Source organism: Kineosporiaceae bacterium SCSIO 59966 (assembly GCA_020881835.1).
Classification (GTDB): Bacteria; Actinomycetota; Actinomycetes; order Actinomycetales; family SCSIO-59966; genus SCSIO-59966.
In genome coordinates, this window is record CP052876.1 from 573,663 (window position 1) to 588,590 (window position 14,928).

The following is a 14,928-nucleotide window of genomic DNA, read 5'->3' on the forward strand; positions in this document are numbered from 1 at the left end:
AACCTCCGGCCGTGCCCGACACGACTCCCGCCCCCGACCGGGGGCCGGGCACGGGACCCCACCGGGGGCCGGGCACCGGACCCGACCGGCTGGACCGGCTGAGTCGGCTGGTCGTCGTCCTCGTCGGGGCCGCGGTCGTCGTCCCGGTCCTCCTCCTGCCGGTGCTGGGCTTCCGCGGGTCCTCGCTGCTGCTGGCCGGCGAGCTGCTCGGGGCCGCCGCGGCACGGGCGCTGCTGCCCGCGCGGGCGGTGGCCCCGCTCGTGGTGCGGACCCGAACCCTCGACGTGCTGGTGCTCGTGGTGCTCGCCGTGCTGCTCGCGGTGCTCGCGGCGACGGCCCCCGGCGGCTGAGCGGGGCGTGCCTCAGCCGATGAGACCGAGCCCCCGGACGGCGTCGCGCTCCTCGGCGAGCTCGGCGACGCTGGCGTCGATCCGGCTGCGGGAGAAGTCGTCGATCTCCAGGCCGGGCACGATCGACCACTGCCCGCCGGAGGTCGTCACCGGGAACGAGGAGATCAGACCCTCCGGCACGCCGTAGGAGCCGTCGGACGGGACGGCCATCGACACCCAGTCGCCGTCCGCGGTGCCGAGCACCCAGTCGCGGGTGTGGTCGATCGCCGCGGACGCCGCGGACGCCGCAGACGACGCCCCGCGTGCCTCGATGATCGCGGCGCCGCGCTTCTGCACGGTGGGGATGAACTCCTTCTCCACCCACTGCTGGTCGCCCACGACCTCGGCGGCGTTGCGGCCGACGACCTCGGCGTGGAACAGGTCGGGGTACTGGGTGGCCGAGTGGTTGCCCCAGATCGTCATCCGGCGGATGTCCGTCACCGCGACGCCGGTCTTCTTCGCCAGCTGCGCCACCGCCCGGTTCTGGTCGAGCCGGGTCATCGCGGTGAACCGCTCCCGCGGCACGTCCGGGGCGTTGTGCATGGCGATGAGCGCGTTGGTGTTGGCCGGGTTGCCGACGACGAGCACCTTGAGGTCGTCGGCGGCGTGGTCGTTGAGCGCCCTGCCCTGGACGGTGAAGATGGCGCCGTTGGCCTCGAGCAGGTCGCCGCGCTCCATGCCCTTCGTGCGGGGGCGGGCGCCCACGAGCAGCGCGATGTTCGCCCCGTCGAACGCGGTGGTGGCGTCGTCGCTGATGTCCAGGCCCCGCAGCAGCGGGAAGGCGCAGTCGTCGAGCTCCATCGCCACGCCCTCCACGGCCCCGAGCGCCGGGGTGATCTCCAGCAGGCTGAGGTGCACGGGGGTGTCGGGGCCGAGCAGGGCCCCGCTCGCCACCCGGAACAGCAGGCTGTAGCCGATCTGGCCGGCGGCGCCGGTGACGGCGACCTTCACCGGGGCGGACTGTGTGCTCACGACTCACTCCTTGTCACGGGAGGCCCGGCTGCGCGCGGGCCGTGGACGGATGCCCGGGACGCTAGCAAGGCGCTCACCGGTGTGCCGGGTCGGCCGGCGAGACGGGCAGCAGCTCGGACCACCAGCGCAGCACGTGCTCGAAGCGGGCCTGCCGGTGCCGCGGCCGCCCGGAGCGGCTGAGCTCGTGCCCCTCCCCGGGGAACAGCAGCAGCTCGGTGCGGACCCCGCCGAGCCGCAGGGCGGTGAACCACCGCTGCCCCTGCTCGACCGGGCAGCGCCAGTCGTTCTCGGAGTGGATCACCAGGGTCGGGGTGGTGACCCGCTCGACGTGGGTCATCGGGGACTGCTCGCGCATCGCCTCCGCCGAGCCGTGGTAGCCCAGCGGGAAGAACCAGCCGATGTCCGCCGAGCCGACGAAGCTCGTCGCGTCGAGGTAGCCGCGCTCGACGACGGCCCCGGTGAACCGGTCGGTGCGGGTGGTGAGCAGCGCGGTCATGTACCCGCCGTAGGAGCCGCCCTGGACGCCGACCCGGTCGCGGTCCAGCGGCAGTCGGGGGTCGCCGAGCGCCCCGTCGAGGAACTGCAGGACGTCGTCGGCGTCCCGGGTGCCCATCGCTCCCTGGACGACGCGCCCGTGGGCCTGGCCGTACCCGGCCGACCCCCGGGGGTTGCACATGAGGACGGCGTAGCCGGCGCCGGCGTACACCTGCGCCTCGTCGAACAGCCCCCAGCCGTACTGGGCGTAGGGCCCGCCGTGCACGGTGAGCAGCACCGGGTGCGGACCGTCGCCCCACCGGGCCGGGTCGGGCAGCACCGCCCATCCGTGCACCGGGTAGCCGTCGTCGGCCTCGACGGTCAGCTCGACGAGGGGGCGGACCCCGGCGGCGCGCAGCGGCGCCGCGACGTCGGTGAGCCGGGTCGTGGCCCCGGCGCCCAGGGCCACCAGGTCACCCGGGGTCGTGGGGTCGGCGACGACCGCGACCACCGTGCGGCCGTCAGCGGTGGCGTCCACGCCCCTGACCTGCAGCTCGCCGTCCAGCAGTACGTGCGGGTCACCGCCGTCGGCGGGGACGGCGAGCAGCCGGACGGCGCCACGGGACCGGTCGGCGACCAGGACGCCGCGCTCGGTGACGACGGGCCGGCCGGACTCGGTCAGGTCGACGGTCTCGGCGTCGGTGAGCCGGTGGGCCGGGCCGCCGGCCAGCGGGGCGGTGAACAGTCCTGCGTTGCGGGCCACGAAGTCGGTGCCGGAGGGCCCGACCTCGGAGGCGATGAACCACACGGTGCGGCCGTCGGGGGAGGCGACGGGAGCGCTGGCGGTGAGGTCCCCGCCGACCACGAGGGTGAGGTCGCCGCCGTCGGCGGGTACGCGGTACACCCCGCGGCGCAGGTCGGTGTCCCGGCTGTCGTGGGCGTCGGCCACGACGAGCAGGGCCGCGCCGTCCGGGGTCCAGGCGACGTCGCCGTGGCTGACGTCCCCGTGGGTGACCCGTCGCGGCTCGGCGACGGCGCCGGAGGACACCGTCGCGTCGGCGAGGTCAGGGACGTCGAGCACGAACACGTGCGGCCGGCGGTCCCGGGTGTAGCCGAGGCCGTCCTCCCGGTAGGCCAGCGTCGTCACCAGACGTGGCGGCTCGGCGTCCGGACCGACACCCTCCTGGGTGCCGTACCGGCCGTCCTCGGGGACCCGCGCGGTGTAGGCGATCCGGCGTGAGTCCGGCGACCAGACCGGGTCACCGGCGCCGAGGTGGTGGTCGGTGAGCCGTAGCGGCTCCCCGCCGTCGAGCTCGAGCAGGTGAAGCTGCGGGCGGCCCTTGGGCTCGGCCCGCAGGAACGCGACGTACCGGCCGTCCGGGCTCACCGCCGGAGAGGTGTCCCGGTGGCCGCGGGTCAACGGGCGCGGGCCGGCGGAGCCGTCGGTGCGGACCAGCCACAGCCCGCCGACGTACTCGTCGGTGCCGGTGTCCGGGCGGACCACGGAGGTGACGGCCCACGAGCCGTCGGGGGACAGGGACGGCGTGCCGCACTGGCGCAGCAGTGGCAGGTCGGTGGGGCGCATGACCGGCACGCTATCCGCGCACGGTGAGCGGACCGGGAGCCGGGCACGGCGAGGGCCCGGTGCGGGATGCACCGGGCCCTCGCCGTGCCGGACGTGTCGGCCCGCGTCAGGCGCGGGCGGCTCGCGTCAGTAGCGGGCGGTCGCCGGCGCCACCTTCATCAGGGCGTAGCCGACGAGCAGGAACAGGACACCGAGGCCCATCGCCATCGCGGCCACGCCGAAGGAGACCACGGAGGTGAACAGCGAGGCCCGCAGGAACGAGGCGTTCATCACCGTGGCGCGGGTGGGGTCGTCCTGCGCCAGCTCGGCGTAGGTCTTGCCGCCGGAGGCCTTGAGGGCGTGCTCGTTGATGATCTCGGCCTGCGCGTAGGCGCTGAAGGGGCCGTTGACCTCGTCGCCGGCGAGGAAGGAGGCGTCCTCGGCGACGGTGACCTTCTCGGCGGACAGCTGGCTCTGGACGAGGCCCCACGTGGTGGCGCCGCCGATGGCGAGGATGAGCCCGCCGATGATGACGATGATGCCGAGGGTGCGGACGAGCCTGGACTGGTCGGTGCCGGTGCGAGTGGCCGAGGTGGTGGCCATGGCTTCTCCTGTTGGTCGTGTTGGGTCGTGCCTGGTCGTCGTTCCCGGGGGTTTCCCGGTGTGCCACTACTCCATCGGCATCGGCACGCTGAGCGCAGGGGCGCAGGACCCGAACCTGCCGGGACGTTCGTCCTGACCAGCAGCATCCCCCACCCAGCCGGGTTCGCACACCCAGTGGCGGTGATCCGCCCCTCGGCAGCCCGGTTTTACCGCCACTGGGTGTGCGAACCCATGGGGGGGAGGCCGGGCGGCGGTCAGCGGAAGACGACGGTGCGGTGCCCGTCGAGCAGGACCCGGTGCTCGGCGTGCCAGCGCACCGCGCGGGAGAGCACCTGCGCCTCGACGTCCTGGCCGATCGCGACGAGCTCGGCGACGGTCATCGTGTGGTCGACCCGCTCGACGTCCTGCTCGATGATGGGCCCCTCGTCGAGGTCCGCGGTGACGTAGTGGGCGGTGGCCCCGATGAGCTTGACGCCACGCTCGTGGGCCTGGTGGTAGGGCCGGGCGCCCTTGAAGCTCGGCAGGAACGAGTGGTGGATGTTGATGATCCGGCCCTCGAGCCGCCGGCACAGGTCGTCGCTGAGCACCTGCATGTAGCGGGCCAGGACGACGAGCTCGACGTCGAGGTCCTCGACGAGCTCGAGCAGGCGGGCCTCGGCGTCCGGCTTGGTCTGCGGGGTGACCGGCACGTGGTGGAACGGGACGCCGTAGAAGTCCGCCAGGGGGCGCAGGTCCTCGTGGTTGCCGACGATGGCCGGCACCTCGATCGGCAGCAGCCCGGAGCGCTGCCGGAACAGCAGGTCGTTGAGGCAGTGCGCGGCCTTGCTCACCAGCACCAGGGTGCGGGTCGGCCGGCCCACCTCGTCGAGCTGCCAGTCCATCGAGAACCGTTGGGCGACCGGGGCGAACGCCGCCTCGAGGTCGGTCCGCGACGCGGGGGAGTCGACCTGCAGCCGCAGGTGGAACAGGCCGGTGCCGGGGTCCCCGAACTGCTTGCTCTCGGTGATGTTGCCGCCCAGGCGGGCGATCACCTCGGTGACGGCGTGGACGATCCCGGGCCCGTCCGGGCAGGTCAGGGTGAGCACGAGGGGGGTCGTCACGGGCGGCCAGCGTAGTGGTGCGGCGGGGGCGCGGTCGGGGTGCCGTAACCTGGCGCCGCCGCCGTCCCGAGGAGCCCGCCGTGACCGACGTCCCGACGTCCACGTCCGTGACCGAGCAGCCGCTCGCCGAGGTCGACCCCGAGATCGCCCGCGTCCTGGAGCAGGAGCTCGGGCGCCAGCGCGACACCCTCGAGATGATCGCCAGCGAGAACTTCGTGCCCCGCGCGGTGCTCGAGGCCGCCGGGTCCGTGCTGACGAACAAGTACGCCGAGGGCTACCCCGGACGCCGGTACTACGGCGGGTGCGAGTACGTCGACGTCGCCGAGGACCTGGCCCGCCAGCGGGTGCGGGACCTGTTCGGCGCCGAGCACGCCAACGTCCAGCCGCACTCCGGCGCCTCGGCGAACGCGGCGGTCATGCACGCCCTCATCCGCCCCGGGGACACCATCCTCGGCCTCGAGCTGGCCCACGGCGGTCACCTCACCCACGGAATGAAGATCAACTTCAGCGGCCGGCTGTACGACGTCGCCGCCTACGGGGTGGACCCCGAGACGTTCCGCGTCGACATGGACGAGGTGCGCCGGATCGCGCTGGAGCGCCGGCCCAGGCTCATCATCGCCGGTTGGTCGGCGTACCCGAGGCAGCTGGACTTCGCGGCGTTCCGCGAGGTCGCCGACGAGGTCGGCGCCTACCTCATGGTGGACATGGCGCACTTCGCCGGCCTGGTCGCCGCCGGCGAGCACCCCTCACCGGTGCCGTACGCGGACGTCGTGACGACCACCGTGCACAAGACCCTCGCCGGACCGCGCAGCGGCACCATCCTGTGCCGCGAGGAGCACGCCAAGAAGATCGACTCGGCGGTGTTCCCGGGCCAGCAGGGCGGGCCGCTCATGCACGTGGTCGCGGCGAAGGCGGTGGCCTTCAAGATCGCCGCCACCGAGGAGTTTCGCGAGCGGCAGCGGCGCACCGTCTCCGGCGCCCGGGTGCTGGCCGAGCGGCTGACCCGCCCGGACGTCGCGCAGGCCGGGGTCTCGGTGCTGACCGGCGGCACCGACGTCCACCTCGTCCTGGTCGACCTGCGCGACTCCGAGCTCGACGGCCGGCAGGCCGAGGACCGGCTGCACTCGGTCGGGATCACCGTCAACCGCAACGCCGTCCCGTTCGACCCGCGCCCGCCGATGGTCACCTCCGGGCTGCGGATCGGCACCCCGGCGCTGGCCACCCGCGGGTTCGGCGACGAGGAGTTCGCCGAGGTCGCCGACATCATCGCCGAAGCCCTGAAGCCGTCCTGTGACACCGACGAGCTGCGCGGGCGGGTGCGGGCGCTCACCGAGGCGTTCCCGCTCTACCGCGGCCTGGAGCACTGGTGACTGCGAGAGTCCTCGACGGCAAGGCCACCGCGGCCACCATCAAGGCCGAGCTCGCGCAGCGGGTGAGCGCCCTGCGGGAGCGGGGCATCGAGCCCGGTCTGGCCACCGTGCTCGTCGGCGACGACCCGGGCAGCCGCTCCTACGTGGCCGGCAAGCACCGGGACTGCGCGGAGGTCGGGATCGCCTCGATCCGGGTCGACCTGCCTGCTGACGCCTCCCAGCAGGACGTCGAGGACGCCGTCCGGCGGCTCAACGAGGACCCGGCCTGCACCGGGTACATCGTCCAGCTGCCGCTGCCTCGCGGCCTGGACAGCCAGCGGGTGCTCGAGCTGATGGACCCGGCCAAGGACGCCGACGGGCTGCACCCGACCAACCTCGGGCGGCTCGTGCTGCGGGTGGCGGGACCGCTGGACTCCCCGTTGCCGTGCACCCCGCGCGGGATCGTCGAGCTGCTCGGCCGGCACGGTGTGGCCCTGGCCGGTGCCCGGGTGTGCGTCATCGGCCGCGGCGTCACCGTCGGCCGGCCGCTCGGCCTGCTGCTGACCCGCAAGGACGTCAACGCCACGGTCACCTTGTGCCACACCGGAACTCGGGACGTCGCCGAGCACACCCGCGGCGCGGACGTCGTCGTCGCGGCCGCCGGGGTGCCCGGGATGCTCACCGCGGACATGGTGCGCCCCGGCGCCGCCGTCCTCGACGTCGGCATCACCCGGGTCGTCGACGAGCAGACCGGCAAGGCGCGGCTCGTCGGGGACGTGGACCCTGGCGTGCACGACGTCGCCGCCTGGGTGGCGCCGATGCCGGGCGGCGTCGGGCCGATGACCCGGGCGATGCTGCTCGCCAACGTCGTGGAGGCGGCCGAGCGAGTTCAGCCGGCTTAGCGGGTCAGGGTCCGCGCCGCCAGCTCGGCGTAGACGGCGGTGCCGTCCGGCAGCACGGCGTCGTCGAACGCGGCGAACGGCGAGTGGTTGTCCGGCGCCGTCCGCCAGTCCCGGCCCGTCAGGCACGCCCCGAGGAACAGCATCGCCCCCGGCACGGCCTGGATCACCCGGGAGAAGTCCTCCGAGCCGGTGATCGGGTCCGCCATCGTCTCCCACCGGTCCGGGCCGAGGGCCCGCTCGACGACGTCCTGGGCCGTGCTCACCGCGCCGGCGTCGTTGACCGTCACCGGGTACTGCCGGTGGAAGGCGACGTCCACGTCGACGCCGTGCGCGGCCGCGACCCCCTGGACGTAGCGGACGGTGTCACGCTCCAGGCCGTCCAGGACGTCGGGGTCGAAGCAGCGGATGGTCGCCTGGAACGTCGCGTCGTCCGGGATGATGTTCGCCTTCGTCCCCGCGTGGAACTGCCCGACGGTCAGCACCGCTGGGGCGAACGGCGACACCGTGCGCGACAGCAGCGTCTGCAGGCCGGTGACCATCGCCGCGGCGACCGGGACCGGGTCCTTCGCGTTGTGCGGTGCCGAGCCGTGCCCGCCCGCCCCGCGGACGGTGACGTGCAGCTCGTTGCTCGCCGCCATCAGCGGCCCCGGCCGGGAGGCGACGTGGCCCCGGGGCGTGAGACCGGACATGACGTGCAGCGCCCAGGCGGCGTCCGGACGTCGTCCGGCGGCGTCCAGCACACCCTCCTCGATCATGAGGCCGGCGCCGTCGAACCCCTCCTCGCCGGGCTGGAACATCAGGACGACGTCGCCGGGCAGCTCGTCGCGGCGGGCGGCGAGCAGCCGGGCGGCGCCGACGAGCATCGTCGTGTGCTGGTCGTGCCCGCACGCGTGCATCGCGCCGGGCACCTGCGAGCGGTAGTCGACGTCCACCTCCTCGGTCACCGGCAGCGCGTCCATGTCCCCGCGCAGCAGCACGGTGCGCCGCTCGGCGTCCGGGACGTCGGCGGTGCCCCGCAGCACCGCGGTCACCGACGTCGCCCGCTCGCCGGTGCGGACCTCCAGGTCCAGTCCGCTCAGCGCGTCGAGCACGGTGCGCTGGGTGACCGGCAGGTCCAGGCCGATCTCGGGGTGACGGTGCAGGGTGTGGCGCAGCTCGGTGAGGTCGCCGGCGATCGCGCGGGCGTCGTCCAGGTAGGTCATGGCAGGTGCCTACCACGTCGGCTCCTACCATCGCGAACGTGCTCACCGTCGCCACCGTCAACGTCAACGGGGTGCGCGCCGCCCACCGGCGGGGGATGGGCCGCTGGCTGGCGGCCGCGGCCCCGGACGTCGTGTGCCTGCAGGAGGTTCGCGCCCCGGACGACGTGCTGCGCGCCCACCTCGACGACGGCTGGCACTGCGCCCACGCCGAGCCGGCCCTGGACGGGCACCGCGGCCGGGCCGGGGTCGCCGTCCTGAGTCGCCTGCCGGTCACCGCGGTCCGCGACGAGGTGGGTGCTCCGGAGCTCGACGCGTGCGGCCGCTGGGTGGAGGCGGACCTGGTCACCGCCGGCGGCGAGCCGCTCACCGTCGTCAGCGTGTACGTGCACACCGGGGAGGCCGGCACTCCGCGGCAGGACCAGAAGGAGGCGTTCCTGCAGCAGATGACCGACCGGATGGAGGCCCTGCGGGTCGGCGGCCGGCACGTGCTCGTCTGCGGTGACCTCAACGTCGCCCACCGCGAGGACGACCTGCGCAACTGGCGGGGCAACCTGCGCCGGGCGGGGTTCCTGCCGCAGGAGCGGGCCGTGCTCGACCGGTGGTTCGACGAGCTCGGGTGGGTGGACGTCGTCCGGGCGCACACCGGCCCGGGTCCGGGGCCGTACTCGTGGTGGTCCTGGCGCGGCCGGGCCTTCGACAACGACACCGGGTGGCGGATCGACTACCAGATCGCCACCCCGGAGCTCGCCAAGCGGGTCGTCGCCACCCGGGTCGACCGGGCACCGTCCTACGCCGAGCGGTGGAGCGACCACGCGCCAGTCGTTGCCACCTACGACGTGTGAGGCCACCTACGACGTGTGAGGCCACCTACGACGTGTGACCCTGCGGCGGTGCCGCGTGCGCGTCGAGCGAGCGCGGCAGGTCCCGCATCCGGATCAGCGGCGAGAACAGCACCGGCAGCGCCGCCACCGCCAGGCCGCCGGCCGCGATCCACAGCGTCGGCAGGATCCCGATGCTGCTGCCGAGCACGCCACCGACGAACGCCCCGACCGGCATCGTGCCCCACACGATGAACCTGATCGAGGCGTTCATCCGCCCCAGCAGCGGCTTCGGGCACAGCCGCTGGCGGAACGACACCTGCACGACGTTGTAGAGCACCAGGCACAACGACATCCCGAACGTGCCGACGAACAGCGCCGGCATCGTCGGCAGCGCGGCGGCGGCCGGGGTCAGCGCGGCGAACGGGGCGGACGCCAGCGCCGACAGCGGCACCGTGCGGCCCTCCCCGACCCAGCGGGTCACCGGTCCGACGACGAGCGCGCCGAGCAGGCCGCCGACCGCGCTGACCGACAGCACGAGCCCGAGCGCCGCCTCGTCGAGCCCGAGGTCGCGCAGCGCGAACAGCACGACGAGTGCGCCCGTGATCGCCCCGAAGAAGTTGCCGATCGCCGTCGTCGCCGTGATCCGTACGAGCAGCGGGTTCCGGACGACGAACGAGAGCCCCTCGGCGATCTCCGTGCGCAGCGGACGCCGGTCCTCCTTCGCCGGCGGCGTCTCGACGTGCCGGATCCGCCAGACGAACAGCGTCGAGGCGAGCATGAGGACCGCGGTGACGCCGATCGCCAGCGGCGCGCCGACGACCCGCATCAGGACGCCGCCGAGCGCGGGGCCGCCGATCTGGGCGACCTGGTGGGTCGCCTCCAACTTCGAGTTGCCCTCGCTGATCTGCTCGGACGGCACTAGGTCGGGCAGGTAGGACTGGTAGGCGACGTCGAAGAACACCGTGGCCGCCCCGACGGTGAGCGCGACCGCGTACAGCTGCCACATCGTCAGCACGTCGAGCAGCCACGCGGCCGGCAGGCTGAGCAGCACGAGCCCGCGCACGACGTCCCCGGCGATGAGCACCCGCTGCTTGCGCCAGCGGTCCACCCAGGCCCCGGCCGGCAGACCGATGACGAGGAAGGCGAGCATCTCGAAGGTGGCGAGCAGGCCCATCTGGAACTCGTCGGCGCCGAGCACCTGGACGGCGAGCACGGGCATGGCCAGGCCGACGAGCTGGACGCCGACCTGGCTGACGGCGTCCCCCATCCACAGCTGACGGAAGTCGTGGTGGAAGGCGAGGCTGCGGGGCCGCGCGGTCGCCGGGACGGTCACAGCGCGCAGCCTACGATCACCCGGACGGGTGCACACCAGGACAGACACCGGCAGGCTGACAGAATGCCGCCATGCCCGAGACGAACCCCGCACGGCCGCGCCTGTTCTCCGGGATGCAGCCGACCGCCGACTCCCTGCACCTGGGCAACTACCTCGGGGCGCTCGTCAACTGGGTCCGGATGCAGGAGACGCACGACGCCACCTACTGCGTCGTCGACCTGCACGCGATCACGGTCGAGCACGACCCGGCCCTGCTGCGCGACCGCACCCGCCGGACCGCCGCCCAGTTCCTTGCCGCCGGGGTCGACCCGCAGCGCGCGACCGTCTTCGTGCAGAGCCACGTGCCCGAGCACGCCGAGCTCGCCTGGGTCCTGGGCTGCATCACCGGCTTCGGGGAGGCCGGCCGGATGACCCAGTTCAAGGACAAGTCGGCCCGCCAGGGCGCCGACCGGGTCAGCGTCGGCCTGTTCACCTACCCGGTGCTGCAGGCCGCGGACATCCTGCTCTACGACGCCGACCACGTCCCGGTCGGTGAGGACCAGCGCCAGCACCTCGAGCTGACCCGTGACCTCGCGCAGCGGTTCAACTCCCGCTTCGGCGAGACCTTCGTCGTCCCGGAGCCGTTCATCGTCCGGGAGACCGCCAAGATCTACGACCTGCAGGACCCGACGTCGAAGATGAGCAAGTCCGCGAGCTCGCCGAACGGCGTCATCGACCTGCTCGACGACCCGAAGCGCAACGCCAAGCGGATCCGTTCGGCCGTCACCGACGCCGAGACCGACGTCCGGTACGACCCCGAGCGCAAGCCGGGGGTGTCGAACCTGCTGTCCATCTACGCCGCCCTGACCGGCCGGTCCGTCGCGGACCTCGAGTCCCAGTACGCCGGCGCGGGCTACGGCGACCTCAAGAAGGACCTCGGCCAGGTCCTCACCGACGTCCTCGGCCCGGTCCGGGAGCGGGCGCTGGCCTACCTCGACAAACCCGCTGACCTCGACGACGTCCTCGCCGACGGTGCCCACCGCGCCCGGCAGCGGGCGAGCGCCACGCTGGCGAGGGTGTACGACGCCGTCGGCTTCCTGCCGGGACGCCTGCCGTGAGCGTCGTGCTGGACGGTGACGCCGCGGGCGTCGCGACCGCCACCATCGGGGTGGCGATCCCGGTGCCGCCTCCTTTCGGGGAGGACCTGCAGCGCCGCCGCGCCGAGCTCGGTGACCCGATGGCCTGCGCCATCCCCGCGCACGTCACCCTGCTGCCGCCGAGCACCGTCCCCCGGGACCGGCTGGACGACGTCCGCGGGCACCTGGCGGCCGTGGCCGCCGTCCAGCAGCCGTTCGACCTGCGGCTGCGCGGCTCCGGGACCTTCCGGCCGGTGTCCCCGGTGGTGTTCGTCCAGGTCGCCGAGGGGGTCCCGCACTGCGAGCGGCTGGAGCGCCAGGTCCGCTCCGGCGTCCTGGCCCGGGACCTGTCGTTCTACTACCACCCGCACGTCACCGTGGCCCACGACCTCGACGAGTCGGCGCTGGACGAGGCGTTCACCTCCCTGGCCGACTACGAGGCCCTGTTCACCGTGGCGGCGTTCAGCATGTACGAGCACGGCCCGGACGGCGTGTGGCGGCCGGTCGAGACGTTCGGCTTCGGCGGCGACGGGGGGCAGGTGTGAGCCAGGACGACGGCGTGGTCGAGCGCGGCAAGGAGCTCGCCCGCAAGGCGGCGACGACGCACCCGGTGCGCACCTGGCAGACGTACCTGGCCGGCCGCGGGAACGTCGTCGCCGGTGGTATGGCCTACGCCGGGCTGTTCTCCATCGGCTCGGCCCTCGTCGTGGGGTTCACCGTCTTCGGGCTGGTCCTCGGCCGCCGCTCCGACCTGCGCGAGCCCCTGCTGGAGGCCATTGACGCCCAGCTGCCCGGTCTGCTGGACCTCGGTGAGGGCGGACTCGTCCGGCCGGACGCCCTGTTCGCCACCGACGCCCTGAGCCTGACGGGGGCCGTGGCGCTGGCCGTCGCCCTCTACGCCGGCCTCGGCTGGCTCGACGCCACCCGCGAGGGCATTCGCATCGTGTTCGATCTGGACCGTGACGACCGACCGCTGGTGCGAAAGAAGCTGCTCGACGTCGTCGTCCTCGCCACCCTGGGCGTCACGATCCTGGCGTCCGCCGTGCTGAGCGTCGGGGTCAACGCCACGGCCGGGGTGCTCTTGCGCTGGGTGGGTCTCGACGGCAGCAGTGTCGGAGAGCTGACCGTGCGCGCTGCCGGTGTGCTCGTCGTCTTCATCGTCGACACTCTCGTGTTCGTCGTCATGTTCCGGTTGCTGTCCGGCGTCCCGCTGACCTGGCGCCAGGTGCGCGTCGGGGCGCTGCTCGGCGCCGTCGGCCTCGGCCTGCTCAAGCTGTTCGGCGGCCTGCTGCTCGGCAGCGCCGGCGGCAGCAACCCCGTGCTGGCCGCTAGTGCGACCCTCGTCGGGCTGCTGCTGTGGATGAACATCGTCTCCCGGATCGTGCTGCTGGCCGCGGCCTGGGTGTCCAGCGACACCAGCGTCGAGGAGGAGCGGGCACGGCGGGTGCCGGTCGGCGCTGGTGCCTCGGCCCGTGCCGGGGTCCCGGCTCGTGCCGGCGTCGCGGACCTGCCGGTGGCCGCGGGGCCGCGCGACGTGATGGCTCCGTCGTTCGGTCAGCGCTCCGCGGACCGGGTGACGTTGGCTGCCGGGGCGGTGCTCGGTGCGGTCGTCGTCTCCGGGGTGCGGGTGGTGCGTGGAGCGATTCGGGCGGTCGCCGACGGGGTGCGGGGGAACTGACACCGGCCCGGTCCGGACGGAGAGGTCGACCGCCACCGGGGGCGGTTGCTGGTCAGCCGGCGCGTCTGCGGTTGACCCGGCGGGTCCGGCGGATGAGCAGCACCCGGGCGCGCAGCACGGCCACGGCGGCGAGCAGGACCGCCAGCACGGTCAGGCCGGTGGCCGCCCACGCGGGCAGTGCCTGGTCCTCCGGCAGGTCGCTGCGCAGGGCGGTGGCCAGCTCGCCGTCGGCCGCTGGGCCGGCTGTGTCCCCGGCGTCCGCTGTGTCCGCGCCTGCTACGGGAGGCCCGGGTGCGTCGTCCGTCGTCGTGGCGTCGTCCGTGGGCGGTCCCGTCGGGAGCATGCCCACCGGCTCGACGCGCTGCCCGTGCGCGATCGCCCAGTCGAGCAGGTCGCGGGCCTGGCCGGAGGCCGAGCCCTCGGCGCGCATGAGCGTGGCGATGTACCGGTGCCCGTCGCGCTCCACGGCGCCGACGAAGCTGCTGCGAGCCGCCTGGGTGTAGCCGTTCTTGAGTCCCAGCGCGCCCTCGTAGCCGTAGAGCAGCCGGTTCTTGTTGCCGATCTCGAAGGTCGGACGGCTGGCGTCGAACGTCGTCCCCTCGCCGGGGAACTGGTAACGGGTCGTACGGACCACCTCGGCGAGGTCGGGGTCGGCGAGGACGGCGCGTCCGATCAGCGCGAGGTCGCGGGCGGTGGACACCTGCCCGTCGGCGTCCAGGCCGCTGGTGTTGCGCACCACCGTGTCGGTGGCCCCCAGCGAGTGGGCGGTCTCCTGCATGAGCGCGGTCGCCCGCGGCATCCCACCGGCCAGCCCGGCCAGGGCGTGCGCGGCGTCGTTGCCGCTGGACAGCATGAGGCCGTGGACGAGGTCGTCCACGCGGTACACCGAGTCCGGGACGAGGCCGACCTTGCTGCCCTCGATGGCGGCGTCCTCGTGCCGGGCGGTCCAGGTGGCCTGCCGGTCGAGGCCAGGGACGAGGGTGAGCAGGGTCAGCAGCTTCAGCGTGCTGGCAGGGGCCAGGGGGGTGCGCGGGTTGTGCGCCGCGAGCACCTCACCGGTGTCCAGGTCGGCGACCAGCCAGCCGGTCGCGTCCACCGCGGGGGGCGCCGGGACGCCGGGTGGCAGCAGGGTGCCGGTGACCGGCAGCTCCTGGCCGCCGGCGGCGCTGTCGGGAGCCGCGACAGCCGGGACGGCTGCCGGGCCGCCGGCGATCAGCAGCCCGCACGCGGCGGCCAGCAGGAGGGACAGGGCGCGCATCGCGGCACAGGGTACGGCCGGCTGCCCGCGACGCGAGCCCCGACGCGCACACCTTTCACGTGGCCACTCGACAACCCCCCGTGATCATGCAATCCCGCCACCCCGCACCACCCCCCCCGTGATCATGCAATCCCGCCACCCCGTACGACCCGCCCCTGATCCTCTGTG

Annotated in this window: 14 protein-coding genes; 7 read left to right on the forward strand and 7 right to left on the reverse strand. The window is 73.9% G+C overall.

Annotated features, from left to right (window positions below):
- Positions 1 to 11 precede the first annotated feature (11 nt).
- Positions 12 to 350, forward strand: a complete 339-nt coding sequence (locus HJG43_02895; protein ID UER53676.1) for a DUF3017 domain-containing protein — start codon at positions 12 to 14, stop codon at positions 348 to 350.
- A gap of 12 nt (positions 351 to 362) precedes the next feature.
- Here the strand turns inward: HJG43_02895 and HJG43_02900 are convergent, their stop codons facing one another.
- From HJG43_02900 to purU, 4 genes are all read right to left on the reverse strand, one after another.
- Positions 363 to 1,361 carry a malate dehydrogenase gene (locus HJG43_02900; protein ID UER53677.1) on the reverse strand — a complete coding sequence of 333 codons (999 nt, stop codon included), beginning with the start codon at positions 1,359 to 1,361 and terminating at the stop codon, positions 363 to 365.
- A 73-nt stretch (positions 1,362 to 1,434) separates the two neighbouring features.
- Complete coding sequence (locus tag HJG43_02905; protein ID UER53678.1) at positions 1,435 to 3,420, reverse strand: S9 family peptidase; 1,986 nt, start codon at positions 3,418 to 3,420, stop codon at positions 1,435 to 1,437.
- Between the two features lie 126 nt (positions 3,421 to 3,546).
- A complete protein-coding gene (locus HJG43_02910) occupies positions 3,547 to 4,002 on the reverse strand; it encodes an aromatic ring-opening dioxygenase LigA (protein ID UER53679.1) in 456 nt (151 codons plus the stop codon).
- Between the two features lie 254 nt (positions 4,003 to 4,256).
- Positions 4,257 to 5,102 carry a formyltetrahydrofolate deformylase gene (gene purU / locus HJG43_02915; protein UER53680.1) on the reverse strand — a complete coding sequence of 282 codons (846 nt, stop codon included), beginning with the start codon at positions 5,100 to 5,102 and terminating at the stop codon, positions 4,257 to 4,259.
- A gap of 80 nt (positions 5,103 to 5,182) precedes the next feature.
- On the opposite strand from purU, the gene HJG43_02920 reads away from it, so the two are divergent.
- Positions 5,183 to 6,472, forward strand: coding sequence for a serine hydroxymethyltransferase (locus HJG43_02920; protein ID UER53681.1), 1,290 nt, complete (start codon positions 5,183 to 5,185; stop codon positions 6,470 to 6,472).
- The gene (locus tag HJG43_02925) at positions 6,469 to 7,353 is read left to right on the forward strand and encodes a bifunctional methylenetetrahydrofolate dehydrogenase/methenyltetrahydrofolate cyclohydrolase (protein UER53682.1); all 885 of its coding nucleotides are present in this window, start codon (positions 6,469 to 6,471) and stop codon (positions 7,351 to 7,353) included. Before HJG43_02920 ends, HJG43_02925 begins: the two co-directional genes overlap by 4 nt.
- Here HJG43_02925 and HJG43_02930 read toward each other — a convergent pair.
- Positions 7,350 to 8,555, reverse strand: a complete 1,206-nt coding sequence (locus HJG43_02930) for an amidohydrolase (protein ID UER53683.1) — start codon at positions 8,553 to 8,555, stop codon at positions 7,350 to 7,352. The two genes, HJG43_02925 and HJG43_02930, sit on opposite strands and share 4 nt — an antisense overlap.
- Before the next feature lie 38 nt (positions 8,556 to 8,593).
- Here HJG43_02930 and xth point away from each other — a divergent pair, with 38 nt between their 5' ends.
- Positions 8,594 to 9,397, forward strand: a complete 804-nt coding sequence (gene xth / locus HJG43_02935) for an exodeoxyribonuclease III (protein ID UER53684.1) — start codon at positions 8,594 to 8,596, stop codon at positions 9,395 to 9,397.
- A 25-nt stretch (positions 9,398 to 9,422) separates the two neighbouring features.
- On the opposite strand, the gene HJG43_02940 is transcribed toward xth, so the two are convergent.
- Positions 9,423 to 10,643, reverse strand: coding sequence for an MFS transporter (locus HJG43_02940; GenBank protein ID UER55649.1), 1,221 nt, complete (start codon positions 10,641 to 10,643; stop codon positions 9,423 to 9,425).
- 137 nt (positions 10,644 to 10,780) lie between these two features.
- On the opposite strand from HJG43_02940, the gene trpS reads away from it, so the two are divergent.
- From trpS to HJG43_02955, 3 genes are read left to right on the forward strand one after another with little or no spacing between them, the layout of a single operon-like run.
- Positions 10,781 to 11,806 carry a tryptophan--tRNA ligase gene (gene trpS / locus HJG43_02945; protein ID UER53685.1) on the forward strand — a complete coding sequence of 342 codons (1,026 nt, stop codon included), beginning with the start codon at positions 10,781 to 10,783 and terminating at the stop codon, positions 11,804 to 11,806.
- A gap of 50 nt (positions 11,807 to 11,856) precedes the next feature.
- On the forward strand, positions 11,857 to 12,369 hold the full coding sequence (locus HJG43_02950; protein UER55650.1) for a 2'-5' RNA ligase family protein: 513 nt from the start codon (positions 11,857 to 11,859) through the stop codon (positions 12,367 to 12,369).
- On the forward strand, positions 12,366 to 13,502 hold the full coding sequence (locus tag HJG43_02955; GenBank protein UER53686.1) for a YihY/virulence factor BrkB family protein: 1,137 nt from the start codon (positions 12,366 to 12,368) through the stop codon (positions 13,500 to 13,502). Before HJG43_02950 ends, HJG43_02955 begins: the two co-directional genes overlap by 4 nt.
- A gap of 52 nt (positions 13,503 to 13,554) precedes the next feature.
- Here the strand turns inward: HJG43_02955 and HJG43_02960 are convergent, their stop codons facing one another.
- The gene (locus HJG43_02960) at positions 13,555 to 14,760 is read right to left on the reverse strand and encodes a D-alanyl-D-alanine carboxypeptidase (protein ID UER53687.1); all 1,206 of its coding nucleotides are present in this window, start codon (positions 14,758 to 14,760) and stop codon (positions 13,555 to 13,557) included.
- Between the last annotated feature and the right edge of the window lie 168 nt (positions 14,761 to 14,928).